Consider the following 24,757-nt stretch of genomic DNA (forward strand, 5'->3'; position numbering starts at 1 on the left):
GGGCCTGCCGGGAAACAAGCCGTCGCTTCCGGGATTGTGGCTCGTTGTTGTGGTATGGGGAGATCGGAGGGGATCGAGACCGGGCTGGCGGCGAAGTTTCAGGCGCTGTTCCCGCACTTGGACGAGCGTCAGCGGCGACTGACCATAGGAGCGGAGGCACGCTCGCTGGGGCATGGCGGGATCAGGCTCGTCGCTCGCGCGGCGGGGGTGCGTGAGGGCACCGTTTCACGCGGGGCTGCTGAACTTGAGTCCGGTGACGTGCTGTTGGGACGGGTCCGCCGGGTGGGCGGGGGCCGCAAACGGGCGGTGGACCTGAATCCGGGGCTGCGGCCCGCGCTGCTGGCTTTGGTGGAGCCGAATGTGCGTGGGGATCCGATGTCACCGCTGCGGTGGACGGTGAAGTCGACGCGGCAGTTGTCCGCCGAGCTGGTCCGGCAGGGCCATCGGGTCTCGGCGGACACGGTGGCGGCGGTGCTGCGCGAGGAGGGCTTCAGCCTCCAGGGCAACGCCAAGACCACCGAAGGCAAGCAGCACCCGGACCGGGACGGACAGTTCCGCTATATCAACGACCAGGCCAAGGAGTTCCAGGCAGCAGGCGACCCCGTGATCAGCGTGGACACCAAGAAGAAGGAGCTGGTGGGCAACTACAAGAACGGCGGGCGCGAGTGGCATCGCAAGGGGGAACCGGTCCGGGTCCGTACTCACGACTTTCCCGACGCCGATCTGGGCAAGGCGATCCCGTACGGAATCTACGACCTGGCCGAGGATGCCGGCTGGGTCAACGTCGGCACCGATCACGACACCGCAGCGTTCGCCGTCGCCTCCATCCGCCGCTGGTGGCATGCGGCCGGACATGCCGCCTACCCGCACTCCGGACGCCTGCTGATCACCGCGGACGCAGGCGGTTCCAACGGACACCGGACCCGCGCCTGGAAGTTCGAGCTGGCCGCCCTGGCCCTCGAGACCGGCCTGGAGATCAGCGTGTCTCACTTTCCTCCAGGTACTTCAAAATGGAACAAAATTGAGCACCGGCTGTTCTCCCACATCACGATGAACTGGCGAGGCAGGCCGCTGACCAGCCATGACGTCATCGTCAACAGCATCGCCGCGACCACCACCCGCACCGGCCTCGCCATCCGGGCCGAGCTCGACACTGCCCTCTATGAGACCGGATTGAGGGTCAGCGACGGGCAGATGACCGCCTTGCCGCTGAACCGCCACGACTGGCATGGCGACTGGAACTACACCCTGCGTCCCGAGGAGCACCGTCGGGATGGAATCCCTCCCGTACTGCCTCAGCTCCAGCCCGGCCCCGGCCGCGCCTGGCTGGTCCACCCGGCCCTGACCGGCATGGACGACGAACGATGGGGCCAGCTCATCGGTGAGCTGGCGGCGGCCCGCACGGCCCAGCGGGAAGACGACCTACACCAGCGGCGCGGCGGCGACCGGCAGAAGACTCCCGCCGCCGGCCTCTACACCGGCCGGCGCCCGGGCCTCACTCTCGTCGACCGGCTCCTGGCCACCCTCCTCTACGAGAGGCTCGGGCTTCCCCAGGTCGCCATCGCCCGCCTCTTCGCGGTCGCGCCCCAGACCATCAACCGGCGCATCCGCAAGACCCACCAACTCCTCGACGAGATCGGGCACATCAACGCCCCGGCCGAGCACCGCCTCGCCACCCTGGACGACCTCGCAGACCTCGCCACACAGCTCGGAATCACCCCGCCACCGGAGATCAAGACGGCGAGTTGATAATCGGCAGGCCCTAACTGCCCTTGGTGAACGGGCAGTTCGACCCAAGGGGGTGCATGGGACCTTGTCCCGGCATGACCTACTTCGCCTGCTGGAGTCACTGTGTTCGGCAGATGGTCTCGAACTTGTGCGTGAAGTCGCCGAGCGGCTGTTGCAGGAGCTGATCGAGGCCGAGGCCACCGCGCAGATCGGCGCGGAATGGAACGAGCAGACGGCCGGGCGGACCGGCTACCGCAACGGGCACCGGGACAGGACGGTGACCACGCAGGCCGGTGACCTGGAGCCGGCGATCCCGAAACTGCGGGCCGGCAGCTTCTTCCCGAGCTTGCTGGAGCGCCGGCGCCGCGTCGATCAGGCCGTCTACGCGGTCGTCATGGAGGCCTACGTCCACGGGGTCTCCACCCGCGGCGTCGATGACCCCGTGGGGCGTTTTTGCGTGCGGCGAACTTGGGTCCCCGCACATCGAAGACGAGCTCTACGTGGCTTTGACCTGGCCTTTTGTGGCCATGCCCCCGTGGGGGCGTCGTTGACCGGTCCCGCGACAACCAGCGACCGTGCCGAGCAGGTTGATGCCTGCCGATGCGCGGCGGCGGCTTGTACTACTCCTTGCCGACGTTGAGTGCCGACAATGCGGGCGTCCAGTCGACGGGTGGCTTCCTCTGCGACGGGCGTCCTGCCTGTCGGTGTGACCATGGTCCTGGGGGCGAGGGCCTCGACGGTCGTGCGCGCGCCCTCGGATCGGACGACGACGTTGCAGGGCAGCAGCAGGCCGATGGAGCGGTCCGCTTCGATCGCCTGGTGGGCCAGGGGCGGGTTGCAGGCGCCGAGGATCAGGTAGGCGGCCCAGCTTCTCCTTCAGCGTGGCCTGTGCGTCGATCTCGGTGAGGATGCCGAAGCCCTGCTCGGCCAAGGCTTCGCGTACGGCCCTCACAGTTTCCTCGAAGTTGCCGTCCACGTGCACGGTGCGGCTGTAGGTCACGGCCGCTTCTCCTTCTTCTCGTCCGGCGTGCTGATCCGTCCGGTGTCCGACGGTCCCGCCCCGGGCAGAGAGGATCCAGCATGCGGAATATACCCCGGGGGGTACGAGTGTTACGGTGGACGACAGATACCCCCGGGGGTAATTTTCAGGCGAAAGGAGTACCCGCGTGTTCTTCGTTGACACCATCGAGCTGGAAGGTCTCGGCAACCGCAGCTACTTGGCCGGCGGTGAGAGCGCCGCGGTTGCGGTGGACCCGCCGCGCGACGTCGACCAGGTCCTGGCGGCAGCCGCCCGACGCGGTGTGCGGATCTCACATGTGGTGGAGACCCACATCCACAACGACTACGTGACCGGCGGCCTCGAACTCGCCCGGATCGCCGGCGCCCGCTACCTCGTGCCGGCCGGCGCGAACGTCTCCTTCGACCGAGTCCCCGTCGCCGACGGCGACACCGCCGACATCGACCCCGACAGCCAGGTGACGCTGACCGCGATCGCGACCCCGGGCCACACCCCGCACCACACCGCCTACGCCCTGCGTGAGGCGGGGCGGCCAGTGGTCGTCTTCACCGGCGGGTCGCTGCTGATCGGCACGGTAGGACGGCCGGACCTGGTGGAACCGCGGCTGACCGAGGAGCTGGCCCGCGCGCAGCACGCCTCCGCCCATCGCCTGGTCTCCGGTCTTCCCGACGAGACGGCTGTGCTGCCCACCCATGGTTTCGGGAGCTTCTGCTCCTCGGCCCAGGCCGAAGGGGAGGCGACCACGATCGGCAAGGAGAAGAGCGCGAACACCGCGCTGACCGTCGACGTGGACACCTTCGTCGCGGACCTGCTGGCCGGCCTGGAGGACGTGCCCGCCTACTACGCGTACATGGGTCCGGCCAACGCCGAGGGCCCCGCACCGCTCGACCTGACCCCGCCCGCCCTCGCGGACGCCCATGAGATCGCTGCCCGCCTCGCGGCCGGCGAATGGGTCGTCGACCTGCGCAGCCGGGTGGCGTTCGCCGAGGGGCACGTGGCCGGGTCGTTCAACTTCGAGGCCGACGGCAAGATCGCCACCTATCTGGCCTGGATGATCCCCTGGGGCAAGCCGGTCACCCTGCTCGCCGAATCCGCCGAGCAACTCGCCGACGCCCAGCGCGAACTGGTGCGGGTCGGCATCGACCGCCCGGCCGCCGCCGCCACCGGCACCCCCGCCGCCTGGCTGCCCGCCGGACAGACTCCGGCCTCCTTCCCTCGTTCCACCTTCGCCGAGCTCGCCGCCCATGGCAGCGGTGAGGTGGTGGTCCTGGACGTGCGCCGTGACTCCGAGCGTGCGAACGGCTGGATCGAGGGTTCGGTGCACATACCCGTCCACGAGCTCCACGGCCGCCTCGCGGAGGTTCCGCCCGGGACGGTGTGGGTGCACTGCGCCGGCGGTATGCGGGCCGCCATCGCGGCGTCCCTGCTGGACGCCGCCGACCGCGATGTCGTCGCCGTCGACGACGGCTTCGACGCCGCCAGCGACGCCGGCCTGCCTCTGACCACCGGCTGACAGGCCTCCCACCCACCGCACGAGAAGGAGAGAGGAGAACTCGATGTTCCTCTTCCGCCGAAGCCAGCCCCGCCTCGGTGTGGACCAGGCCCGCGATCGCACCAGCGGAGACACCTCGCACGCGATCCTGCTCGATGTCCGCGAAAAGCCCGAATGGAACGCGGGCCACGCCCCCGGTGCCGTCCATGCCCCCCTGTCGAGCCTCGTTGCTGGCGCCCACCTGCCCGCCGAAGCCTCTGGCCGGCCGCTGGTGGTGATCTGCCGCAGCGGACACCGCTCCCAGCAGGCCGCGAAACTCCTCACCCAGCGCGGCCAGCAGGCCGTCGACGTCAAGGGCGGCATGAACGCGTGGGCCGCCGCCGGACACCCCGTCCTCGACGAACGCGGGAATCACGGCCGGATAGCGTGACCGCACTCGTTCTCGCCCTCATCGCCGGAGCCGTCGTCGGCCTCGCCCTCGGAGCCCTGGGCGGCGGCGGCAGCGTCCTGGCCGTGCCCGCCTTGATCTACCTGCTCGGCTTCAGTCCGTCCGCGGCCACCACCGCCAGCCTGATCATCGTGGCCGCCACCTCCGCCACCGCCTTCTATGCCCACGGACGCGACGGTCACGTCGCCTGGAAAGCCGGGTCACTGTTCGCCGCCGCCGGCATCATCCCCGCCTACCTTGCGGGGGCAGCCGCCGGACATGTGCCGGAAGCCGTGCTGACCGTCGCCTTCGCGGTCATCGCGGCACTGGCGGCTGTACGGATGTTCCGCCCTTCCTCGTCCCAGCCGCCGGAGCGGATACGGCCCGGCAAGGCGGCCGGGGCGGGTGCCGGGCTCGGTGCGGTGACCGGGTTCCTCGGCGTCGGCGGGGGCTTCCTCGCCGTCCCGGCCCTGGTGAGCGTGCTCGGCCTGACCATGCGTCGGGCGGTGGGTACCAGCCTGCTTGTCATCACCGTCAACTCGCTCGCCGCCCTGGTCGCCCGCACCGGGACAGGCGGTGGTCTGGACTGGGGGCTGATCGGGCCGTTCGCCGGAGCGGCGATCCTCGGCGCCTGGGACGGCAAACGCCTCAGCACCAGGGTCTCCGGCAACAGCCTGCAAAAGGTCTTCGCCGGGGTGCTCCTTGCGGTGGCCGTGTTCATGCTGATCGACGTGATCGCATGAACACTACGGCCACCGCGTCAGTCAGGCCAGGGACAGGAACAGCTCCTCCAGTCGGGTCCGCATCTGATCGCGGTCACCGGCCGCCTGCCCGCCCTCGGCCATGCAGTGCTGCAGGCCGGTCGCGATGATCGCGAACCCGGCCCGGTCCAGCGCACGGGAGGCAGCTGCGAGCTGCGTGATCACAGCCTCGCAGTCCCGGCCCTCCTCGATCATCTTGATGATCCCCGCGATCTGGCCCTGAGCCCGCCGCAGCCGGTTGAGGACCGGCTTCAGCTCGTCGGCCGCCATCTCAAGTTCCACCATCCACCTCCCTGCATACCCCTAGGGGTATTATACGGGATCGGGTCACCCGCTCCCGGAACCTCACGGAAGGACCACCCGCACATGACCACCCCCACCGCCCTCATCCCCGCCCAGGCCGCCGCCCGCCTCGACGACTACACGGTCATCGACGTGCGCACGCCCGGCGAGTACGCTTCCGGCCACCTCCCCGGCGCCCACAACATCCCCCTCGACCACCTCCACGCCGCTCTGCCCGCCCTCAAGAAGGCAGCCGCCCGCGGCACCCTGCTCATGGTCTGCGCCTCCGGCAACCGCTCCACCACCGCCTGCACCGAACTCGCCGCAGCCGACATCCCCGCCACCACCCTCACCGGCGGCACCACCGCCTGGGCCGGCGAGGGGCACGCCCTCCGCCGCCCTGACAACGCCTCTCCCGTCTGGCCCATGGAACGCCAGGTCCGCCTCGCCGCCGGATCCCTGGTCGTTCTCGGCCTTGCCTCCGGCATCCGCTGGCGCCCCGCCCGCTGGCTCTCCGCAGCCATCGGAGGCGGCCTGGTCTTCTCCGCTGCCACCAACACCTGCGGCATGGCCGCCGCCCTCGCCAAGCTTCCCCACAACCAGCCCCGCACCACCGACCTCCACGCCACCCTGCAAGCCCTGCAGGACTGACACAGGTCTGAAGTCCGTGGACCGGGACAACCGGGCTTCGAGATGCACGTTCTGTCGGACGCGAACGGGCTGACCCTCCTCCTCGGCGAACATCCGTGTCAGGACGGCCGGACCGGGAGCCCCTCAGTTGTCCTCAGCGGATCAGGACAGCTTCGCCGGAGCGGGGAACCACGGCTGTCCAGCCGAGTTCCCGGTCGATCCGGTCACGCAGGGTCGCGGACGCCGCTTCTTCTCCGTGGACCAGGTAGGTGGTGTGGGGCGCGGGCGCAGCCTGCAGCCAGTCAATGATCTGGTCGGCGTCCGCGTGTGCCGAGAAATGCGGGATGTTCGCGACTTCGGCCCGGACCGCGATGTGCTCGCCGAACATCTTCAAGGTGTGGGCCCCGTCCACCAGGTCGCGTGCCCGGGTGCCGCGGGCGGCGAACCCGACCACGACAACCGCGTTGCGCGGGCTCGGCAGCAGCCGGTGCAGGTGGTGCAGCACCCGACCGCCCGTGGCCATACCCGCGGAGGAGACGACGACGGCCGGTCCGTCGACGCTGTTGATGTCGATGGACTCCTGGACCGATCTGGCGGCGAGGAACGGCTCAGGGCTGAGGGCGGACGGCCCTTGCGCGAGAATCTCGCTTCGCAACTCGGGGGAGTGGTCGCGCAGGGCCTCGCGGTATACGTCGAGTGCGGCCAACGCCATGGGGCTGTCCACGTAGACCGGAACGGTCGCCGCCGGGTGTCAAGCCCCGGGTTTTGTGGAGAGTGAGTTAGCTGGAGTGACGCAGGGGGTTCGGCCGCGTAGTGGGTGGCCTCGCGCTCGGCGGGGGTGATGTGCCCGAGCTCGCCGTGCAGGCGACGCTGGTTGAACCAGTCGACGTACTCGGCGACCGCGATCTCGACGTCGTTCATGGACGTCCGGGGCCCCTTGTTGCGGATCAGCTCGGCCTTGAAGAGGCTGTTGAACGCTTCGGCGAGGGCGTTGTCGTAGCTGTCGCCCTTGGACCCGACCGAGGCCACGGCCGCCTCGTCGGCGAGGCGTTCGGTGTAGCGAATGGCACGATATTGACCGGACTCCGCGGTCCGAGTGATGCGTGAGACCGGCCAGGTCGGCGCCGGTGTGCCGGCGGCGCCAGATCGCCATCTCCAGCGCGTCGAGGGCGAGGGCGAGGTCGGTGTAGAGGCTGGTGGCGACCTGCCAGCCGACGACCATGCGGGAGAAGACATCGATGACGAAGGCCGCGTAGACCCAGCCGGAGAGCGTTCTGATGTAGGTGATGTCAGCCACCCACAGCTGATTGGGAGCAGTTGCCGCGAACTGCCGCTCGACCAGGTCGGCCGGACGGTCAGTCTCGGGGGGCGGGGCGGGTGGTGCGCGGGCTCTTGGCCCGGATCACGCCGCGAAGTCCGGCCGCTCTCATCAGGCGTTCGACGGTGCAGCGGGCCACCTCGACGCCCTCGCGGACCAGCGCGGCATGAATCTTGCGGGCCTCGTAGACGCCGTAGTTGTCGGCGTGGATGCGGCGTATCTCCTCGGTGAGCTGCTCATCGCGCAGAGTGCGGGCCGACGGCGGGCGGGAGTGGGCGGCGTAGTAGGTGCTCGGCGCGTCCGTCTCGGCAAGGACGTCACAGATCGGCTGGACGCCGAACTCTCCTTGTACTGGTCGATGTAGGCGACCTTCATCGCAGTGGACGGTCCAGCTCTGCGGCGAAGAAAGCCGAATGGACAAGTTGGTCAAGAGATTGCCCGTAGGCATCGACCAACTGAGGCAGGACCGCATCCTCGAAGAAGCCCTTGGCAACGGCGCCGACCCCCTCCACCTCGCACACGTCTTCTCCCTCGGGGCCAAGGCCAGCCTCCGCTACACCAGCGCAGTGGCCGAATCGGAAGTGGAGCAGGAGCCGAACACCCGCTGATCTTGAGTTTTACTCCGCAGGGAGCCGTCGCCGGCCCTCCGGGGTGAAGGTGAAGGTCTGGCGGAAGGGCCCTGTTCCGAAGCGCACTGCAAGCAGGAGGGGTTCCTCGTGCTCAGGTGACCATGATTGCTCGGCTCCCGGAGCACTGCCGTTCCAGAGATCGAAGGACACCATCGGGTCCTCCGGGTTCTTCGTCAGGTAGCCGAGGGTCTTGCCGTAGTAGGGGTTGTTGCCGCCGAACAGCATGGACGGGGTACCGAACTCGTCGACGACGTCCGACCACACACGGTCCTCACCCGCCCACTGGCGGACCGAACCCTGCAGGACTGCGTATTCCTCAGGGTCCAGTACACGGTCAGGTTTGAGCCAGCCACGGTGGTGCGCGAACTCGGCATACACCGAGGCAATGACGTACTCGTGACATCGGTCCGGGATCAGGTCACGGAACATGCCCGCGAGGCCGCTGCTGGACCCGGCGCCGCGATCGTTCCAAATGCGCCGCTGGTCGACCAATGCCTCGGGCTGGCACTCCACGAACAGCAGGTGATCCATCAGCATGCGGAAGGCCAGCTCCTTCCCATACACTCCGGGACGGCGCAAGGCCAGGTCCAACTGATCGACGAGATACACACGTATCTCGTCGGAGGCTGCAAGCGACCTGGAAGTAGGCACACCACAGTTTCGCGCAAAATGCCGCCGGATCGCGATCGAGGGCCGGCCATTTTCCACCTGAGCTGGCTCCAGGGCCTTCGCCCACTCCCGTTCACTGTGGCAACCCGCCACTTCGAGGCGGCATAACCGCCTTCGAGCCCCTGAGTTTGCGCTACGGAGCCTTCAGATTTCCTGAACCCACGGAAGATCGGTATCGGCTCGCGCTACCGGTTGTCCGGTGGGTCGAGCGCGAAGTCGCGGTGACGACGATCCGGGTTCCACTCTCGGCGGCCCGGGAAACTGGGGGAAGGGCCGTGCGGGCCCTCGCCGGGACCGACCGGCCGCTTTCGCAGCATGACCGACTCCGACCCGTCCGCTGTGTGGTCGGAGCATCCGTCGCGGAAGCTGGTGCTCGCCATTTCCGCGGCATACGACGATTCATGTGGGGCCTTGGTGGTCCCGGACAGGTGCCGACCGGCCCAAGCGTTGCAGGCCTCACGATTGCGAGTCTGGTGACAGGCGCGTCGAACACAGCGGAGAGGGACGACGTGATGAAGGCACTGGTTTTCCAAGGCAAGGGGCGAAAGGCCTGGCAGGACGTTCCTGACCCCGGCGCAGAGAACCCCGGAGACGCGGTGATTCGCGTCGACGCGGTCACCATCTGCGGAACGGATCTGCACATCCTGAATGGAGACGTTCCCGAAGTGAGGCCTGGCACCGTCCTCGGGCACGAGGCTGTGGGGGAAGTGGTGGAGACAGGGGGTGACGTGCGGAGCGTGCGACCAGGTGACCGGGTGCTGATCTCCTGCATCACCGCATGTGGCCGTTGCCGCTTCTGCCGCGAGAACCGCTTCGGACAGTGCCGGGGCGGAGGCGGCTGGATCCTGGGGCACCAGATCAACGGGACGCAGGCCGAGTACGTGCGCGTCCCCTACGCGGATATGTCCGTCCACCCCCTGCCCGATTCGGTGAGCAGCGAAGACGCCGTCCTGCTGGCAGACATTTTCCCGACGGCGTACGAGGTCGGCGTGCTGAGTGGCGAGGTGGGGCCGGGGGACACCGTGGTCGTCATCGGGGCCGGGCCCATCGGGCTCGCCACCGTGGCCACCGCGCGCCTGTACAGCCCGCGCCGTGTGGTCGCAGTCGATGTCGCACCGTCCCGGCTGGACGCTGCGCGATCCGTGGGCGCGGACGTCACCGTCGGTGCGGACGAAGATCCAGAGGCCCTGGTGGGTGACCTCACCGGCGGCCTTGGAGCGGACGTCGTCGTCGAAGCGGTCGGAGTCCCCGAGACGTTCGAACAGTGCACGCGCATGGTGCGGCCGGGCGGGCGGGTCGCGAACGTAGGAGTCCACGGGAAACCGGCGACGCTCCACCTGGAGAGCCTCTGGTCGAAGGACGTGACCATCACGACCGGTCTGGTGGACACCTACTCCACACCGCTGCTGCTGGAAATGACGGCAACTGGGCGCATTCCCGCCGCTTCCGCATTGGTCACTCACCGCTTCACGCCCTCGCAGATGGAAGAGGCGTACGACGTCTTCTCCAGGGCTGCTGACACCGGCGCGCTGAAGGTCGTGGTCGGTGCGCCTTCACACGACGCCGTATCGCTGCCCGCCTGACCCGGGGGCGTGGACAGCGGTGCGGATCAGCGTTCTGTCCGCTGGTCGTCCTGTACTTGAGTCGCGATGACCGCGGCCTGCACCCGACGCTCCACTCCTAGCTTCGCCAGCACGCGGGAGATGTGGTTCTTGACCGTCTTCTCGGACAGGTAGAGCTTCTTGCTGATCTGTCGGTTGGTGAGGCCTTCACCGATGAGATCGAGGACGGCCTTCTCGCGGTCGGAGAGCACGGACAGCCGTTCGTCCTCTTCCGCGTGGGGCTGCGTGGGGGCACGCAATGAGCGCATGAGCTGCGCCGTGGTCGCCGGGTCCAGCATCGACTGCCCGCTCGCCACCGTTCGTACCGCCGCGATGAGATCGACTCCCTTGATCTCCTTGAGTACGTAGCCTGCGGCGCCCGCCATGATGGAGTCGAGCAGGGCTTCCTCCTCGTCGAACGAGGTCAGCATGAGGCAGGCGAGGTGGGGCATGCTGGAGCGAAGTTCCCTGCAGACGGTGATGCCGTCGCCGTCCGGCAGCCGGACGTCGAGCACAGCGACATCGGGCCGCAGTGCCGGCCCGCGGGCGATGGCCTGCTGAGCGGTTGCCGCCTCACCGACCACGGTGAGATCCGGCTCGGAGTCCAGTAGGTCGCGCAGGCCGCAACGCACGACCTCGTGGTCGTCCAACACGAAAACTCGGGTCGGTTCCTTCGTGGGTGTACTGGCCGGCATGTCATTCATCGCGGCTCCCGGTACTCATCACGACACACCAGGCGCGCTGGGTGCGACCGGTCAGAGCCAGTATCCCTCCACGAACCCTGTTCGGCTCGGAGCGAGGATCCGCTGGCTCGTGACCGGCCCGGTTCCGGGCTGGCGCGCGGCCTGTCGCTTCAGGCCATACCGTGAAACAGGAGACCTTCCGTACGCGCACAGGAGGCTGCCTGTCGTGAGCGAGGGCGATGTGGAGTCCGGGTTGACACCCGACGAGCCTCTGAGCCGGCTCCAGGCCCGGCTCGATGCCGCCCGCGGCGCCCGGGATCGTATCCACAGCCTCCTGGAGGCGGTCCTGTCGGTCGGCCGCGATCTCGAACTGGCGCAGGTGCTGCACCGCATCGTCGAGGAAGCCACCGTCCTCGTGGATGCCGAGTACGGGGCTCTAGGTGTGATCGGTGACGATGACAGTCTCGCGGAGTTCATACCGGTGGGTGTGAGCGACGAGCAGAGGAACGCCATCGGTCGGCTCCCCGTTGGCCACGGCCTGCTGGGCGAGGTGATCCGTCACCCGCAGTCTCTCCGACTGGCAGAACTGTCCGAGCATTCCGCGTCGTATGGTTTTCCGCCGCATCATCCGCAGATGCATTCCTTCCTGGGGGTCCCGATCCGGGTAAGGGGACACGTCTTCGGTAATCTCTATCTCACGGAGAAGCGCGGCGCTGCCGAGTTCGACGCGGAAGACGAAGCGGTGCTGCTGACGTTGGCCGTCGCCGCGAGCATCGCCATCGAGAACTCACGGCTCTACGAGGAATCGCGTCGCCGTGAACGCTGGCTGGCTGCTGGCTCCGAGGTCACGAACAGCCTGATGTCCGGCTGCCCCCGAGCTGAGGTCATGGGCCTGATCATCGAGCGTGCCCGTGCGAACGTCTCGGCGGACCTTGGGGTGATCGCGGTACCCGTCGAGGGGGCGGGCAAGCTGCGGATCGCGCTTGCTGTCGGGGAGGAGGGGGAACGGCTCCACGGTGCGTTCGTATCCATGAAGGACGGCTACCTAGGCACCGCCTTCACCCGGGTAGGAGCGTCCGAGACCCCAGACATCGAGCACGATTCGCGGAGTCGGGAGGACCTGGCCCGGTGGGCAGGCTTCGGCCCGGCCGTGGCGGTCCCCATCGGATCCGGCGACGTGGTCCGCGGCGTACTCCTTCTGGCCCGGAGAAAGGGAAGAACCGTCTTCTCGCGTGAAGAGTCAGAACCTTTGACGGCGTTCGCCCGACAGGCTTCGCTGGCCATGGAACTGGCTGAACGGCGAAAGGACGCCGAACGCACAGCGCTGCTGGAGGACCGGGACCGCATCGCGCGTGACCTGCACGACCTGGCCATCCAACGGCTGTTCGCCACCGGCATGACACTGCAGAGCGCACAACGGTTCGTCACCCATCCGCAGGCCGAACAGCGAATCCGCAGGGCAGTCGACGACCTGGACGCGACAATCAAGATCATTCGTTCGACCATCTTCGGTCTCCGCACCCACGAGAAGCCCGGCGATGCTCCATCGGGGCTGCGCAGCCGAATCGCTGAGGCGATTGAAGCGTCCACGAGGCTTCTCGGCTTCCCGCCCGCACTGCGCATCGAGGGGCTTGTGGAAACCCGCGTCCCAGTGACTCTTGCCGATCACGTGGAGGCGGTACTCGTCGAGACGCTGAGCAACGCGGCACGGTACGCACGAGCGCGGTCGGTCGACGTACACGTCTGCGTCACTCCCGAGCGTCTCACGCTGACGGTCACCGACGACGGCGTAGGCATCCCGGGGCACGCCAGGCCCAGCGGGCTGAGCAACCTGGACGAACGTGCCCGGGCGGCCCGCGGAAGCATGAAGATCAATACTCCGGACAACGGAGGCACCGAAGTGACCTGGTCAGCTCCGTTGAGCACGGAGGGCGTTGTCGACGAGCCGGAGCATTGACCGCGCAGAAACGTTCGAGAAGCACTTGTCAAGTCATGTCAGGCTTCCGAGGTCCAAGGTCAGGTGACCGCAGGGCGCAGGTCGTGTACATCGATGTCGGTCAGAGGAGCCAGGCGCGCCGCGTGATCGGCGAGTATCTCGGTCGCGGTTCCGCCCGAGCCGAACAGCACCATGGGACCGAACACCTCATCCTGGACCATTCCTGAGAACAGTTCGATGCCGGGGGCCATCGACTGGACGAGCACCCCGGTCATGCGATCGCCGAAGCGCCCGATCAGGTCTCCGTACGCGGAGCGAACCTGGCGGAAGCCGGTCAGGTCCAGGACCACAGCTCCCCGGGTGTTCTTGTGGAGAGGACCTGGCCAATATGCCTTCAGCGCCACCCGCCCCGACAAGCCGCCGAGGCGCTCAGCTGCCCGCACCGCGCCGTCCTGGCTCTCCGCCCAGGCCCACTCCGCCAGAGGGACGGAGTAGTGACCCATCAGTTCCGCGGTCGTGGCGGGGTTCAGCCAGCCGCCGTCCTTGTGCTCTGCGAGGAAGCGGCGGACGACCCGCCCGGCTGCGCGGCGATCTACACCGGTGGGTTTCAGGGGACTACCGAGCGCTCACTGCTGCTGTCGCATCGACAGGGTTCGCGGCCGACGCCCCACGGGGACGTTCTGCCAGCACGGCATCGGCCACCTTGGCGCTCAACGGCGGCAGGGAGAGGCCTGCCTCGGTGCACGCATCCGCGGCGAGCACTCCGATGCCCCCGGCATTGGTGAGAACGGCCACGCGATCGGCCCGTGGGAGCGGCTGGGAGTGCGTCAGCGCCGCGGCATCCAACAGCTCCTGTGTGGACCTCGTGGCTGTGATGCCGGCCTGTACGAACAGGGCCTGGCGCGTCATGGGCCGTGTCGCGGCGGCGGCCGTGTGGGAGGCCGCCGCTCTACGACCCTCTGGGGACCTGCCGGAGTCGACCGTCAGGAGCGGCATCGCGTGAGCCACACGCCAGGCGGTGCTCGAGAAAGCTCGAGGGTTGCCGAACGATTCCAGATGCAGGAGAGCCAGGTCCGTCACGCCGGAGGGCTACCCAGGGCCGCCTGGGCTTCTGTGGGGCCCAGTCGGCCCTGGGACGCAGTGTCTGCCCGGTGGGACCGTTGCAGTAGCGGAAGGCAGGCAGCAAAGGGTGGTGAGTGCCATGGAGTCTCGTCCCATGGTTGTCGGTGTGGACGGGAGCGAATCGAGTCTCCTCGCGGCCGACTGGGCAGCCGATGAAGCGCTCCGCCACGAAGTGTCCTTGCGGCTCGTGTACGCCTCTCTGTGGCATCACTACGAGGGCGCCGTCCTCGCAACCAGCCTCTCGCGGCCCGGCAAACAGGTGATGGCCGAGAACATCGTCGGTTCCACCGCCGAACGCGTTCGGCGTCGTGCGTCGAACCTGCGGGTCACGACGGAGGTGGTGCCGGAGGAGGCGGCAGGCGCGCTGCTCAGACAGGGACAGAATGCTTTCGCCCTGGTGACCGGAGACCGAGGGCGCGGTGAGATCGCCGGGTTGCTTCTCGGATCGGTCGGCCTGGCGGTCGCTGCCGGGGCACAGTGCCCGGTCGTCGTCGTGCGAGGAGACAAGGCGGGCCGGGAGGGAGCGCACGGACGGATCGTGCTCGGCATCGGCGACACCGACGGGAACTCGCCCGCCGTGCGGTTCGCCTTCGCCGAGGCCCGGCTGCGGGACTGCGAGCTGGACGTGGTGCGTGCCTGGCGTTGCCCCTCCCACGAAACGGCCGATCATCCGCTTCTTGTCGGCGAACCCGCTCAGTACCACGAAGGGCGAGCTTCTTTTCTGCTCGATGAGGCGGTGGCGACCGCGGAGCGCGATTACCCGGACGTCGCCGTGCGGCGAGTCATCACAGAGGGTCCGGCCCGGAAGCTCCTCCTCCGACATTCCGCCGTGGCCGACGTGCTGGTCGTGGGAGCGCGGAGACGGCAGATCCATGTCGGCCTGCAGCTGGGCAGGGTCGCGCACACCGTCCTGCATCACGCCGCCTGTCCCGTCGTCGTGGTGCCCCGCGGAGCCGAGAGCGCTTCGGAGGGATCAACGCCATGACTGGTCGATCACCACACCGCGTGAGCGACGTGATGACCCGGACAGTCGTCGCGGTGGGTCTTGACGCGCGCTTCAAGGAGATGGTCGCCGCTGTCAATCAGTGGCAGGTGACCGCTGTGCCCGTTCTCGAAGGGGAGGGGCGAGTGGTGGGTATCGTCTCCGAAGCGGACTTGCTCGCGAAAGAGGAGCTGCGTGACGAGGACGCCACCATGATCGGTCAGCGAGACCGCTTGACGGATTACGCGAAGGCAGGGGCCGTGACCGCCCGGGACCTCATGTCGTCACCCGTCGTCACCGTTCCCGCTGACGCCACACTCCCCGAAGCCGCCCGGTTGATGGCGCAGCACGGGATCAAGCGTCTCCCAGTAGTGGATGGGCAAGGAATCCTCAAGGGGATCGTGAGCCGTGCCGACCTGCTCAAGGTGTTCCTGCGTGCGGACAAGGAACTCGCCGATGAGGTGCGGCGGGAAGTGGTCGACCGCCTTTTTCCCGTCTCACGTCGGGACATTCGCGTGGATGTCAGCGAGGGGCGCGTGACGATCGACGGGACGGTCCGCGACTCAGCTCTGATCCCCGTGGCCGAACGACTGGCCCGAGCCGTGGAGGGTGTGGTGGATGCACAGTGCCATCTGGAAGCCCCCAGCACACCGTGACGCCGCCGAGACCGGGCGCGTCACGGTGCGATATCCGGCCCGCCTCAGTGAGCCTCTGAGGTGCCGGGCCGTACGACGACCACCGGGCACTTGGCGTGCTGGGCGCACCGCTGGCTCACAGACCCCAGCATGGCCCGCGCGAAGCCTCCACGCCCCCGATTACCCACCACGAGCAGATCCGCCCCGTCGGAAGCTCTGATCAGGACTTCGGACGGGTCACCTCGTACGAGCATCTCGTGCACCTCGGCGGGCTTGACGTCGCCGAACACGGCACGGATCCCCTCCGCGAAGCGGAGCCGGGCGCGCTCCAGGTCGAAGCCCGCTTCCGTCGCGGGCCCCGCCCAGCCGATCTCCGATGGGGTGTCCCAGGCGCACACCGCCTCGACGACGGCGCCGGTGAGCTGAGCATGATGCGCTGCCCAGCGAAGGGCCTCCTGGGAAGGGCTGGAGCCGTCGACACCGACTACGACGCGGGGGATGGTTTCGGTATCGCTGCCCATGACCGCCTCATCGCTCGCCCGAGTCCTTCACCGCCCACAGTGCCTGCGCTCCGGGTGCCGCGCCAGCGGAGAGTGTGGCAACCGGCGGCGTTGTCCGCCCCCCCGGAGGGCCCTTCGCGAGGAACACATGCCCCCGATTGGTTGAACGTGTGCGGCCGCGAGGTGCGGGCCGCACACGTCGACGGGCCGACCGGCCCGGATGGTGCCCGCCCGGCCCCTCCTCGGGGCCGACGAAGTGGGCAACGCTGGCTTCAGGCCCTGTTCTCATGAGGAGCAACCATGTCCCAGATCGTCAGTGTCGGAATCGATGGCTCGCGGGAGAGTCTCGCGGCTGTGAACTGGGCAGCTGATGAAGCCCTGCTTCGTGGGTGTCCTCTGCTTCTCCTCCACGTATGGAGGGACGGCGACGCTCCAGCGGCCCATCACACGAACACGGAGACCGGACAGCGGTCCGCGGAAGTGCTTCTGCGCAGGGCCGCCGAGCGGGTGCGGCTGAACCATCCGCGCCTGCAGATCGACACGCAGCAACAACCTGGTGACCCCGTCGAGGAACTACTGGCCGCCGGCGAACGATCCGCACTCATGGTCCTCGGTTCTCGCGGGCTCGGCGGCCTCGGCGGATTCATCGTCGGGTCGGTCTCCTTGGCGGTTCTGGCTCGCGCGAGGTGTCCGCTGGTCCTGGTCCGCGCGGAATCCCCTGATGACCTGAGCACCAGGTCCTCGGCGGGCGACATAGTCGTGGGGATGGATCTGCCGGAGGCGGGCCAGGAGGTTCTGGGCTTCGCGTTCGCCTGCGCCGAGCGGTACGGAAGCGGATTGCGGATCGTTCACAGCTGGTCGCTGCCACCGCTGTTCGGACCCGGCACGACAGACGTCGTGCCGGCGCTGATGGAAGAAGTAGCGACCGGACGACGAGAGGAAATGACCCGGGCACTGGCGTCTTGGAGAGAAAAGTATCCGACGGTTCCGGTGGGTAGCGAATGTCTCCAAGGGCATCCGGCGCAGGACCTGGTCGAGGCATCACGCAAGGCCAGGCTGGTCGTCGTGGGCCTCCGTCGCCGTGCTTCGCGCCTGGGCGCACATGTCGGGCCGGTCGTCCACTCGGTTCTGCACCACACGGCGGCCCCGGTGGCCGTTGTTCCGCACGGCTGACAGGGAGGCCGCAGGGTCGCTGTGCCATGAGCGGTTCCTGGCCCCGCCCCGCGTGCGTACGGCGGACAGGCGCGGTGGCCGTGGTGCGGCGTTGCTCATCCGTGCCTAGCGTGAACTGACTGGGCTGTTCTCTGCCACGCCATCCGGCCTTGGGCAGGGTCGCTTCGCTGTCGACAGCAGGAAGGTGAACCGTCATGACTGATCGACCGCGGAATGACTCGCCCGGGCCCGATGGTGCCCCGGCACGCGGGGACTTCGGCAGACGTGTGGCGACGCGCCGTGAGCATCTGGGACTGTCCCGGAGGGAGCTGGCGCTGCGCACCGCTTCCGCTCCCGGATATATCGAGTACGTCGAAACGCAACAGGGGTCTCACGGGATGGGATTCATGGTGCGCCTGGCCAACGCGCTCGAGACAACGGTGGACGAGCTCACCGGAGGAACGATCGACCTGCCTCCTGGAGTGGGCCGGGCGGCCTATCACCCGGAGCTGGTGGACCTCGGTCAGGAGGAGTGCTGGAAGCTGCTCGGGACCCATGGAGTGGGTCGCGTGGTCGTCAGCGACGGCCGAGGACCGGCCGTGTTCCCGGTGAACTACGTCTCCACCGGGGGAGAGATCGCCTACAGGACCTCGCCCGACTCCGGCCCGGCGAACGCGGCCGGGCACGAGACCGCCTTCGAGGTGGATCACATCGACGAGGCCTTCAGCCGTGGGTGGAGCGTCCTGGTCGTCGGGGAGGCTGAGGCAGTGACCGCGCCGGAGGCTGTCCAGCGTCTCGAGGAGCAGGGGTCCGTCACGTCGCCCTGGGCCGGTGGACAGCGGGACATGTGGATCGCGGTGACGCCCGGCAGGGTGACCGGCCGCCGCATCGTGGTCCGCGACCGCTGACGCCGCCGAGCATCCTCGGTGATGCTCAGCGGCCTCGCCCCTCAGGGTGACGATGTACCCCGATCGACATCCAGCACGTCGCTCACCGCACGACGGGGAGTCGGTGGCACGGCAGGACCGTAGCCCAGCCGGAGCAGCATCTGCGGAAAGGCCGACGTCGAAGGCGAGTGAGGGTCCCGCAGGAGCCACCGTAGTTCGGGTCGTTCAAGGGCTTGCGAGTTGAGAGACGTGGACAACCCGTCCAGCGTCGACTGCAGCAGCACCCTTTCCAAGGCCTGGCCGCCGAGCAACCAGCCCCGAGGGTTGTCCTCGGACGTCCCGAGCACCGCCAGACAGGGAGTTTGCTCGAAGTCCGCCGAGCGGCGGTCAGGGACCTTGCGGCCCACGGCGAAATCCCGCACCGGTGCCCGGCCGCCGTGATGCCGGGGTCCGAAGGCGTAGGCGGGGATCCCGTCGGAGACGCCGTTGCCGGATCCCGTCCACCGGGTGATTTCCTCGCGGATGTCAGGAGAGAGAGTCTCGTCCTGCTCAGCCTCTCTGACCACATCGATCACCGAGTCGACCTGCCAGTCGCCGAGAACGGACATGGCCGCACCCTCCGACCGCGCAGCGCCCTTCAGGCCGTCGAGAAGCGCTTCGGGGACCGGCTCGTCGGTGAAGGGCTCGCGGCTGCTGCGCCGACGATCGATCGCTGGGTACAGACTGGAGAGCGCATCGCTCACGTCGCACTCGGCGAACACGACGGTGGCCAGCAGTGTTGGATCGTCCGGGTCGGGCAGCAATCGGACGTCCGTCGACCATCCGGAGTGTGCGACGGCCACGCGGAGGTTGAACAGCGCGGCGCCGCAACTGATGTGCATGCCACGGCGAGTCGGATCCGTACGGGGCATGGAGCGGGTCGTGTCCATGCGCAGGTGGAGAACATCGAACGCCGGCACGTAACGGAACTTCCAGGGCTGGGCATTGTGCATCGACGGAGCCATGGTGGCGTCATCGACCCAAGCGGTGACTGACGCGACGTCAGTGCGGCGGGTGTGCATCAGGGTTCCTTTCCCGACCGGAGCGGCCATCACGTGTGAGGGATCACGGCGACGGGGCACTTGGCGTGATGGATCACCGCGTGGGCCACGTGCCCGAGCCGGGGGCCGACCGGAAGTGGCCGCTTCCGGCGGCCGACGACGAGCAGTTCAGCCCCCGGAGACGCGTACACCAGCTCCGCCCCGGGTGCTCCCACCACCGCCCTGGCCTGGATCGGTACGTCCGGATATCGCTTCTGCCACGGCTCCACGGTGCGGCTCAGAGTCCGCGATATCTGGTCGCCCAGTTCCTCTCCTATGCCGGGGTCGGCGGTTTCGGCGTATGCGTACATGGCCGGCAAGGTCCAGGCGTGGAGGATCTCAAGCCGACTGTTCCTCCTGGCCGCTTCGGCAAAGCCGAATTCCAGTACCGTTTCGTGGTCCTCGTCGCCCTTCAGGTCGATACCGAGAACCAGCCGCCCGGTCTCCGCCGCCGTGTGGCCGCCCCCCTGTGCGTCGGAGTCGGTTTCCCGGGTGCGTACGAGTACCACCGGGCGTTCGGACGCCGCGGCTACAGGCAGGGACGTGGTGCCGATGAGGAAGCCGGTGAAGCTGTCGAGCCCTTGCGATCCCAGAACGAGCAGGTCCACAGCCCCAGGCGTTTCGAGCTCGGCCAGAAGGGCCCTGGGCGCGAGACCTTCGCCGACCAGTTCCTCCGCGACGACCGCCAGACCGGGCTCGGCCTGTTCGGCGACCCCGGCTGCCTGCTGGAGCAGATCCTCATACTGCCTGGAACGCTCCGGGGGTACGGGACCTTCAGGGGTGGAACTCCATTCCGCCACGTGCTCCAGGCGCTCGGGAGGAACAGGCCGTTCCTGCACATGGATGACGCGGAGTGAGACTCCCCGCAGCGCCGCTTCCCGGGCTGCCCACCTGACGGCTGCGACACTCTCCGGAGATCCGTTGACGCCTACTGCCACATTTCCTGTCATGTCCGGCTCCCAGAAGCGATTGTGTATCTCTCGTCATCTCGCACATCACCGGCTGTGTCCGCTCTTCGGTGGGCGGGTGGCGTCCTGCGTCTGACCGTTGTCCGCGAGATTCGGATGTTCTGCGGTTCGCCGGGCCCCAGGAAGGTCCGAGTCCTGCGAGTCGGTCCCACCAGTGCGCCGCTGTTCGACGCTCTGCTCCAGGAGCTGACGAACGTCGGAGGTCAGTGTCGAAAGCCGAGCGGAAACCGCGGCGACCGGCGCCTTGGGCTCCCGGATCCGGCGGGCCTGCTGCGGTAGGGCAGCCAGGTCGCCGACGAACCGCTCGTGGGCGGTGGCAAGAGTGTCGCGTGCGCCGGTGCGGTGACCTGCCGACATCACTGTCCGCAAGAGCGCCTCCCGGCCCTCGGGTACGTCCTCCTCGACCAGCGCGATCACATCGTCCACCGCGCCCTCTGCCCGAAGGACTTGCTTGCGCCCGGGTGCGGTCACCTTGGCAGCGGACAGCTTCATCACCGGCCGGCCGTCGTATTCGACCAGCTTGTAGGCCGAGTCCAGATACGGGGCGTCGGACGACGTCCCCACCTTGGTCCCGACGGCGTACACGTCGATCGGTGCGCCGGAACGAACCAGGTCGTCGATGCGGTACTCGTCGAGACCACCACTCGCGATGATGCCGACGTCCGGCAGACCTGCTTGGTCCAGGACTGTCCGTGACCGGCGGGCCAGCTCGGCCAGGTCGCCGCTGTCCAGGCGGATCGCGGAGCCGGGGCCCCGTTGCAGGGCGTTCAGGACGCGAGCCGCGGTCACGACGCCCTCCACTGTGTCGTACGTATCGACCAGGAGGGTGATCGGACCGGCACGGCTGCGCGCGAAGGCCATGAACGCTGCTTCTTCGTCGCTGAAAGCCTCGATGTACGAATGCGCCATGGTTCCGGAAGCCGGCATCTTCCATCGGAGTGCCGCAGCGACGTTACTGGTGCCGGCGAAGCCGACCATCGCGCTGACGCGGGCCGCCTGCATGCCTGCCTCCGGCCCGTGCCCGCGGCGCAGGGAGAAGTCGACGACAGGGTGCCCGGCAGCGGCAAGGACGCACCGGGCCGCCTTGGCCGCCACGGTCGTCTGATGGCTGACCTGACTCAGCAGCCACGTCTCGACGAGCTGCGCTTGCGGCAGTGGTGCGGTGACTTCCAGCAGAGGCTCACCGGGCAGAACGATCCGCCCTTCCGGCACGGCTCTGACTTCACCCTCGAAACCGAGCCCGACGAGGGGTTCCACCTCGTGCACCGGACGTCCGAGAGCGGCTGCGAAGTCCCGTGCGTCATCCGCGGTGACGCGGAAATCGGTCAGGAAGTCGAGAACCGGCTCCAGCCCCGCGCTCACCAGGAAGCCGCGGCTCGGGGCTAGATCGCGTACGAAGAGGCTGAACGTGGCGTCCTCCGTCATTCCCTCTCGCAGGTAGGAGAGGGCCATCGACGCTTCGTACAGATCCGTGGTCGTGGTCTGTGACATGGCGCTCAGTGCTTCTTCCTGATCGTCGGAGCCGCCTTCCCGACCGGGACGGGTCCGATCACCCGTACAGCATTTCTCGGGGCGACCTCCTTCGGGTAGGGCCGAGTGGGGCACCTTCGGCGAGATGTCGGAGGACCCTCCGAGGACCTTTCGGTCCTCGGATGGGACCGCCGTGGCCCTGCCGTCCACTGGCTGGTGAGGGCACCTTGAGATCGAGTGCATGCGGCCCGAGGAGCGGATATGAGCACTGAGACGTTCCGAACAGCGCGACCAGGACAGGTCGTCGTAGGCATCGATGGTTCCGCCCACGCCAGATCGGCTGCTCTCTGGGCGGCGGCCCAGGCCGATGCGTGCCGACAGAGGCTGTGTGTTCTGTACGCGGCCGATCTCGACCGGCTCTCCAGATTCGCCTCCTTCCAGACGGTTGAAAGCGTCCGCGAGAAGGCGCGCGAACGGCTCTCCGAAACTGCGGAAGCGGTGCAGGAGCGCTTCCCGTCTCTAGACATCGCCGGGCAGCTCAGCCGCGGGGAGCCGGTATGGGCTCTGCATGAGGCGGCCGGCCCGCGGGACTCCATCGTCGTGGGGAGCCGTGGGCGTGGTGGCTTCAGCGCGCTCATGCTCGGTTCAGTGAGCCTCGGGGTGACGGCGGGGGCCACCGTCCCTGTCGTGGTGGTACGCGGTGCGTCCACGTGGTCGGAAGTTGAGAGCGTTACGGCGGCTGTTCGAGGAGCCACGGACGGGGAGTGGCTCGAAACCGCGGCGCAAGAGGCGCAGATCCGGGGTGCGAACCTGCGTCTGCTGGGGGTCAGGAGCATTCTGGCGAGGGCGGTCGATACGACGCCGCTCCCCGGTGCGGACGAAGGTGCCGACCGCCGGAACGAGCAGCAGATGCAGGACCTCGCGGCAGGCGTTCGTCAGAGGTTCCCTGGGACGACCGTGTCCACGGAGGTGGTGACAGGGAGATCCGCAGCAGCAGTGCTCGTCGAGGCGAGCCGTCACTGCGGCCTCATCGTCCTGGGAGGACGCCGAGACCTCGGGGTAGGGGCCGGTCCTGGTCGCCTCGCTCACGCACTGCTGCACCATTCCCACTGCCCCGTCGAGATCGTCCCCCGGAGTGTCACCGAGGAGGTCACGTGACCATCTCCAGCACTGACCAGCAGATAGTGGTCGGTATAGACCCGGGTGATCCCTCGGTCCCCACCCTGGCGTGGGCGGCGGACGAGGCCGACCGCAGAGACCTGACGCTGCGGCTGGTACTTGCGATCCCACCAGCTCATGACACCCAGCACGTGGACTCGACACCCCACCACCTCTCGCTGCAGGCACGAGGCCAAGACGCTCTGACCGCGGCCACGGAGACCATCCTCCGTCTCACCCCACACGCGCATGTGGTGACGGAACTCGTCGACGGGCTCCCCGCACTGGTGCTCTGCCGGCGCGCGACGGACCCCACCCGCATGATCGTGGTCGGCTCGCGGCGGCTCGGTCACGCAGCGGAATTCCTCAGCACCCGGTCGGTGGCCGCGCCTCTCAGCGCGCAAGCGCACTGCCCTGTGGTCGTGGTGAGAGCACCCGAGCACACAGCGGAATGGCCGGCTCAGCTGATCGTCGGAGTCGACGGCAGTGCCTCATCACACGAGGCGGTGAAGTTCGCCTTCGAGGAGGCGGAAGTGCGAGGAGCTGTCCTCCATGCGGTGTGGGTGTGGCCGCGACCCGCCGTGGCGTTCAAGGGGAGCGAGGCCGGACTCGAAGAGCGCACTCAACTCCTTACCGAGGCGATTGCCGAGTGTTCCGCCGGACATCCGAGTGTGGAAACGACCCAGGAGGTGCGTCGGGGGCATCCCGTGGAGGAACTCGCCCGCGCCTCCTCCACCGCGCGCGCAGTGGTCGTCGGAAGGCGTGGCCACGGTGGATACACAGGCATGCGCCTCGGGTCGGTCGTCCACGGGCTCCTGCAGCGAGCCGAGTGCCCGGTGATCACCGTTCCCGGTGAAGAGTGACCGGCCGGTCCCGCGCCCGATTTCCGGCACCTGAGTTGGCGCAGCCGCCTGAGAACGGGCAACTGAAGCACACGTGCGTCTCCCGCTCGTCGCGGGCTTCGGCAGGCCTCAGCGGTTGCCGAAGTCGAGGCGGATGTCAACCACACCTTCCACGGCCCGAACGGCTCGGGCGAGGAGCGGGACCAGCGCCCGGTCCGCCAGAGCCCCGCCCAGGGTGACCACCCCGTCGGAGACCCGTACGTCGACGTCTGCCGCAGCCGGAAGTCCGGACAGTACGCCGCGCGCCTCGGCTGCGATGTCATCGTCGGAGCGCAGGAAGACTTTCAGCAGGTCACCTCTGCTGATCACGCCTTGAAGCAGTCCACCACCGTCCACCACCGGCAGACGCTTCACGTGGCGCCGTGCCATGATCCGTGCCGCTTCAGCCACTGTCGCGTCCGCGTGCACGGTGACGGCAGGGGTCGACATCAGCTCCTCGGCGTATACAGCGTCAGCCTTGGCAGAGTCCGCGAACGGGCGATCACTCGGCCCGGAGCCCCCGGTGGGACGGTTCCCCTCCTTGAGGAGAAGGTCCGCCTCCGAGACCACCCCGATCACACGGCCTTCGCCGACGAGCACCGGAAGAGCGCTCACCTTCCACTGATCCATGAGCTTGACGATGTCCTTGTACGTGGCTCTGCTGCCCACAGCAACCGCGGTGTGCGTCATCAAATCACTCACGGTGTGAGGCGAGGTCGTCATCACAAGCTCCCCTGGTAGGCCAGTTC

General features: G+C 68.2%; 25 protein-coding genes and 5 pseudogenes. 15 read left to right on the forward strand and 15 right to left on the reverse strand.

Going from position 1 to position 24,757, the window contains the following annotated elements; all coding sequences use genetic code 11:
* Positions 1-54 precede the first annotated feature (54 nt).
* Together B9S57_RS18725 and B9S57_RS36410 are read left to right on the forward strand one after the other, a co-directional pair.
* Entirely contained in the window at positions 55-1,749 is a 1,695-nt protein-coding gene (locus B9S57_RS18725) for an ISAzo13 family transposase (RefSeq protein WP_103514838.1), read from the forward strand.
* Positions 1,750-1,876: 127 nt separating this feature from the next.
* Positions 1,877-2,368 (forward strand): transposase, encoded by a 492-nt coding sequence (locus B9S57_RS36410; protein WP_374935959.1) that lies wholly within the window; start codon positions 1,877-1,879, stop codon positions 2,366-2,368.
* Between the two features lie 8 nt (positions 2,369-2,376).
* Here B9S57_RS36410 and B9S57_RS35560 read toward each other — a convergent pair.
* Positions 2,377-2,728, reverse strand: a pseudogene (locus B9S57_RS35560) (DUF302 domain-containing protein); the annotation flags it as partial.
* A 166-nt stretch (positions 2,729-2,894) separates the two neighbouring features.
* Between B9S57_RS35560 and B9S57_RS18740 the strand changes: the two are divergent.
* Genes B9S57_RS18740 through B9S57_RS18750 form a run of 3 tightly spaced genes read left to right on the forward strand, consistent with a single transcriptional unit; the run spans position 2,895 to position 5,408 of the window.
* Positions 2,895-4,259, forward strand: coding sequence for a rhodanese-like domain-containing protein (locus B9S57_RS18740; RefSeq protein WP_103516714.1), 1,365 nt, complete (start codon positions 2,895-2,897; stop codon positions 4,257-4,259).
* A gap of 43 nt (positions 4,260-4,302) precedes the next feature.
* Positions 4,303-4,668, forward strand: coding sequence for a rhodanese-like domain-containing protein (locus B9S57_RS18745; protein ID WP_103516715.1), 366 nt, complete (start codon positions 4,303-4,305; stop codon positions 4,666-4,668).
* Positions 4,665-5,408 carry a sulfite exporter TauE/SafE family protein gene (locus B9S57_RS18750; RefSeq protein ID WP_103516716.1) on the forward strand — a complete coding sequence of 248 codons (744 nt, stop codon included), beginning with the start codon at positions 4,665-4,667 and terminating at the stop codon, positions 5,406-5,408. The genes B9S57_RS18745 and B9S57_RS18750 overlap by 4 nt, the downstream gene beginning before the upstream one ends.
* 21 nt (positions 5,409-5,429) lie before the next feature.
* Here B9S57_RS18750 and B9S57_RS18755 read toward each other — a convergent pair whose 3' ends face one another.
* Entirely contained in the window at positions 5,430-5,708 is a 279-nt protein-coding gene (locus B9S57_RS18755) for a metal-sensitive transcriptional regulator (protein ID WP_103516799.1), read from the reverse strand.
* An 84-nt stretch (positions 5,709-5,792) separates the two neighbouring features.
* On the opposite strand from B9S57_RS18755, the gene B9S57_RS18760 reads away from it, so the two are divergent.
* The gene (locus B9S57_RS18760) at positions 5,793-6,359 is read left to right on the forward strand and encodes a rhodanese-like domain-containing protein (protein WP_103516717.1); all 567 of its coding nucleotides are present in this window, start codon (positions 5,793-5,795) and stop codon (positions 6,357-6,359) included.
* A gap of 133 nt (positions 6,360-6,492) precedes the next feature.
* Here the strand turns inward: B9S57_RS18760 and B9S57_RS36415 are convergent, their stop codons facing one another.
* The 5 genes and pseudogenes from B9S57_RS36415 to B9S57_RS18775 form a co-directional block, all read right to left on the reverse strand.
* Positions 6,493-6,726 (reverse strand): MBL fold metallo-hydrolase RNA specificity domain-containing protein, encoded by a 234-nt coding sequence (locus tag B9S57_RS36415; protein WP_365912223.1) that lies wholly within the window; start codon positions 6,724-6,726, stop codon positions 6,493-6,495.
* Between the two features lie 36 nt (positions 6,727-6,762).
* Positions 6,763-7,065, reverse strand: a pseudogene (locus tag B9S57_RS36420) (MBL fold metallo-hydrolase); the annotation flags it as partial.
* 161 nt (positions 7,066-7,226) lie between these two features.
* Positions 7,227-7,367, reverse strand: a pseudogene (locus tag B9S57_RS36425) (IS3 family transposase); the annotation flags it as partial.
* Between the two features lie 115 nt (positions 7,368-7,482).
* Positions 7,483-7,635 (reverse strand): annotated as a pseudogene (locus B9S57_RS36430) (DDE-type integrase/transposase/recombinase); the annotation flags it as partial.
* A gap of 58 nt (positions 7,636-7,693) precedes the next feature.
* The gene (locus B9S57_RS18775; RefSeq protein WP_181011393.1) at positions 7,694-8,086 is read right to left on the reverse strand and encodes an IS3 family transposase; all 393 of its coding nucleotides are present in this window, start codon (positions 8,084-8,086) and stop codon (positions 7,694-7,696) included.
* Between B9S57_RS18775 and B9S57_RS34510 the strand changes: the two genes are divergently transcribed.
* Positions 8,079-8,264, forward strand: a complete 186-nt coding sequence (locus B9S57_RS34510) for a hypothetical protein (RefSeq protein WP_219818572.1) — start codon at positions 8,079-8,081, stop codon at positions 8,262-8,264. The genes B9S57_RS18775 and B9S57_RS34510 overlap by 8 nt on opposite strands.
* Positions 8,265-8,273: 9 nt before the next feature.
* On the opposite strand, the gene B9S57_RS18780 is transcribed toward B9S57_RS34510, so the two are convergent.
* Positions 8,274-8,993, reverse strand: a complete 720-nt coding sequence (locus B9S57_RS18780; protein ID WP_258036443.1) for a hypothetical protein — start codon at positions 8,991-8,993, stop codon at positions 8,274-8,276.
* A 473-nt stretch (positions 8,994-9,466) separates the two neighbouring features.
* Here B9S57_RS18780 and B9S57_RS18785 point away from each other — a divergent pair, with 473 nt between their 5' ends.
* On the forward strand, positions 9,467-10,537 hold the full coding sequence (locus B9S57_RS18785) for an alcohol dehydrogenase catalytic domain-containing protein (RefSeq protein WP_103516800.1): 1,071 nt from the start codon (positions 9,467-9,469) through the stop codon (positions 10,535-10,537).
* A 26-nt stretch (positions 10,538-10,563) separates the two neighbouring features.
* On the opposite strand, the gene B9S57_RS18790 is transcribed toward B9S57_RS18785, so the two are convergent.
* A complete protein-coding gene (locus tag B9S57_RS18790) occupies positions 10,564-11,259 on the reverse strand; it encodes a response regulator transcription factor (RefSeq protein WP_103516721.1) in 696 nt (231 codons plus the stop codon).
* Between the two features lie 205 nt (positions 11,260-11,464).
* Here B9S57_RS18790 and B9S57_RS18795 point away from each other — a divergent pair, with 205 nt between their 5' ends.
* Entirely contained in the window at positions 11,465-13,195 is a 1,731-nt protein-coding gene (locus tag B9S57_RS18795; RefSeq protein ID WP_258036444.1) for a GAF domain-containing protein, read from the forward strand.
* A 104-nt stretch (positions 13,196-13,299) separates the two neighbouring features.
* Here the strand turns inward: B9S57_RS18795 and B9S57_RS18800 are convergent.
* Positions 13,300-14,257 (reverse strand): annotated as a pseudogene (locus B9S57_RS18800) (acetate--CoA ligase family protein); the annotation flags it as partial.
* A 118-nt stretch (positions 14,258-14,375) separates the two neighbouring features.
* On the opposite strand from B9S57_RS18800, the gene B9S57_RS18805 reads away from it, so the two are divergent.
* Positions 14,376-15,281, forward strand: a complete 906-nt coding sequence (locus B9S57_RS18805; RefSeq protein ID WP_103516722.1) for a universal stress protein — start codon at positions 14,376-14,378, stop codon at positions 15,279-15,281.
* Positions 15,278-15,934, forward strand: coding sequence for a CBS domain-containing protein (locus B9S57_RS18810; RefSeq protein WP_103516723.1), 657 nt, complete (start codon positions 15,278-15,280; stop codon positions 15,932-15,934). The genes B9S57_RS18805 and B9S57_RS18810 overlap by 4 nt, the downstream gene beginning before the upstream one ends.
* Before the next feature lie 44 nt (positions 15,935-15,978).
* On the opposite strand, the gene B9S57_RS18815 is transcribed toward B9S57_RS18810, so the two are convergent.
* Positions 15,979-16,434 (reverse strand): universal stress protein, encoded by a 456-nt coding sequence (locus B9S57_RS18815; protein ID WP_103516724.1) that lies wholly within the window; start codon positions 16,432-16,434, stop codon positions 15,979-15,981.
* Positions 16,435-16,713: 279 nt separating this feature from the next.
* On the opposite strand from B9S57_RS18815, the gene B9S57_RS18820 reads away from it, so the two are divergent.
* Positions 16,714-17,586, forward strand: coding sequence for a universal stress protein (locus B9S57_RS18820; RefSeq protein WP_103516725.1), 873 nt, complete (start codon positions 16,714-16,716; stop codon positions 17,584-17,586).
* A gap of 194 nt (positions 17,587-17,780) precedes the next feature.
* Positions 17,781-18,473 (forward strand): pyridoxamine 5'-phosphate oxidase family protein, encoded by a 693-nt coding sequence (locus B9S57_RS18825; RefSeq protein ID WP_103516726.1) that lies wholly within the window; start codon positions 17,781-17,783, stop codon positions 18,471-18,473.
* A gap of 41 nt (positions 18,474-18,514) precedes the next feature.
* Here B9S57_RS18825 and B9S57_RS18830 read toward each other — a convergent pair whose 3' ends face one another.
* The 3 genes from B9S57_RS18830 to B9S57_RS18840 are packed head-to-tail and all read right to left on the reverse strand — an operon-like array spanning position 18,515 to position 21,990.
* A complete protein-coding gene (locus tag B9S57_RS18830; protein ID WP_103516727.1) occupies positions 18,515-19,513 on the reverse strand; it encodes an Acg family FMN-binding oxidoreductase in 999 nt (332 codons plus the stop codon).
* Positions 19,514-19,542: 29 nt separating this feature from the next.
* Positions 19,543-20,481: a universal stress protein gene (locus B9S57_RS18835; protein ID WP_103516728.1), complete on the reverse strand. Its 939-nt coding sequence runs from the start codon at positions 20,479-20,481 to the stop codon at positions 19,543-19,545.
* A gap of 45 nt (positions 20,482-20,526) precedes the next feature.
* The gene (locus tag B9S57_RS18840; RefSeq protein WP_103516729.1) at positions 20,527-21,990 is read right to left on the reverse strand and encodes a nicotinate phosphoribosyltransferase; all 1,464 of its coding nucleotides are present in this window, start codon (positions 21,988-21,990) and stop codon (positions 20,527-20,529) included.
* 240 nt (positions 21,991-22,230) lie between these two features.
* On the opposite strand from B9S57_RS18840, the gene B9S57_RS18845 reads away from it, so the two are divergent.
* Both B9S57_RS18845 and B9S57_RS18850 read left to right on the forward strand, forming a co-directional pair.
* Positions 22,231-23,127 carry a universal stress protein gene (locus tag B9S57_RS18845; protein ID WP_103516730.1) on the forward strand — a complete coding sequence of 299 codons (897 nt, stop codon included), beginning with the start codon at positions 22,231-22,233 and terminating at the stop codon, positions 23,125-23,127.
* Complete coding sequence (locus tag B9S57_RS18850; protein ID WP_103516731.1) at positions 23,124-23,990, forward strand: universal stress protein; 867 nt, start codon at positions 23,124-23,126, stop codon at positions 23,988-23,990. The genes B9S57_RS18845 and B9S57_RS18850 overlap by 4 nt, the downstream gene beginning before the upstream one ends.
* 108 nt (positions 23,991-24,098) lie before the next feature.
* Here B9S57_RS18850 and B9S57_RS18855 read toward each other — a convergent pair whose 3' ends face one another.
* On the reverse strand, positions 24,099-24,731 hold the full coding sequence (locus B9S57_RS18855; RefSeq protein ID WP_103516732.1) for a CBS domain-containing protein: 633 nt from the start codon (positions 24,729-24,731) through the stop codon (positions 24,099-24,101).
* Positions 24,732-24,757: the final 26 nt, after the last annotated feature.

Origin of the sequence: Streptomyces sp. SM10 (assembly GCF_002910915.1) — a bacterium.
GTDB lineage: Bacteria > Actinomycetota > Actinomycetes > Streptomycetales > Streptomycetaceae > Streptomyces.

Excerpts from the sequence above, each read along its gene's own strand:
- B9S57_RS18820 (WP_103516725.1), top strand. The coding sequence starts at position 16,714 with ATGTCCCAGATCGTCAGTGTCGGAATCGATGGCTCGCGGGAGAGTCTC.
- B9S57_RS18825 (WP_103516726.1), top strand. The coding sequence starts at position 17,781 with ATGACTGATCGACCGCGGAATGACTCGCCCGGGCCCGATGGTGCCCCG.
- B9S57_RS18785 (WP_103516800.1), top strand. The coding sequence starts at position 9,467 with ATGAAGGCACTGGTTTTCCAAGGCAAGGGGCGAAAGGCCTGGCAGGAC.
- B9S57_RS18845 (WP_103516730.1), top strand. The coding sequence starts at position 22,231 with ATGAGCACTGAGACGTTCCGAACAGCGCGACCAGGACAGGTCGTCGTA.
- B9S57_RS18805 (WP_103516722.1), top strand. The coding sequence starts at position 14,376 with ATGGAGTCTCGTCCCATGGTTGTCGGTGTGGACGGGAGCGAATCGAGT.
- B9S57_RS18745 (WP_103516715.1), top strand. The coding sequence starts at position 4,303 with ATGTTCCTCTTCCGCCGAAGCCAGCCCCGCCTCGGTGTGGACCAGGCC.
- B9S57_RS18855 (WP_103516732.1), bottom strand. The coding sequence starts at position 24,731 with ATGACGACCTCGCCTCACACCGTGAGTGATTTGATGACGCACACCGCG.
- B9S57_RS18810 (WP_103516723.1), top strand. The coding sequence starts at position 15,278 with ATGACTGGTCGATCACCACACCGCGTGAGCGACGTGATGACCCGGACA.
- B9S57_RS18835 (WP_103516728.1), bottom strand. The coding sequence starts at position 20,481 with ATGACAGGAAATGTGGCAGTAGGCGTCAACGGATCTCCGGAGAGTGTC.
- B9S57_RS18760 (WP_103516717.1), top strand. The coding sequence starts at position 5,793 with ATGACCACCCCCACCGCCCTCATCCCCGCCCAGGCCGCCGCCCGCCTC.
- B9S57_RS18830 (WP_103516727.1), bottom strand. The coding sequence starts at position 19,513 with ATGCACACCCGCCGCACTGACGTCGCGTCAGTCACCGCTTGGGTCGAT.
- B9S57_RS18725 (WP_103514838.1), top strand. The coding sequence starts at position 55 with ATGGGGAGATCGGAGGGGATCGAGACCGGGCTGGCGGCGAAGTTTCAG.
- B9S57_RS36415 (WP_365912223.1), bottom strand. The coding sequence starts at position 6,726 with ATGTTCGGCGAGCACATCGCGGTCCGGGCCGAAGTCGCGAACATCCCG.
- B9S57_RS18815 (WP_103516724.1), bottom strand. The coding sequence starts at position 16,434 with ATGGGCAGCGATACCGAAACCATCCCCCGCGTCGTAGTCGGTGTCGAC.
- B9S57_RS18840 (WP_103516729.1), bottom strand. The coding sequence starts at position 21,990 with ATGTCACAGACCACGACCACGGATCTGTACGAAGCGTCGATGGCCCTC.
- B9S57_RS18790 (WP_103516721.1), bottom strand. The coding sequence starts at position 11,259 with ATGAATGACATGCCGGCCAGTACACCCACGAAGGAACCGACCCGAGTT.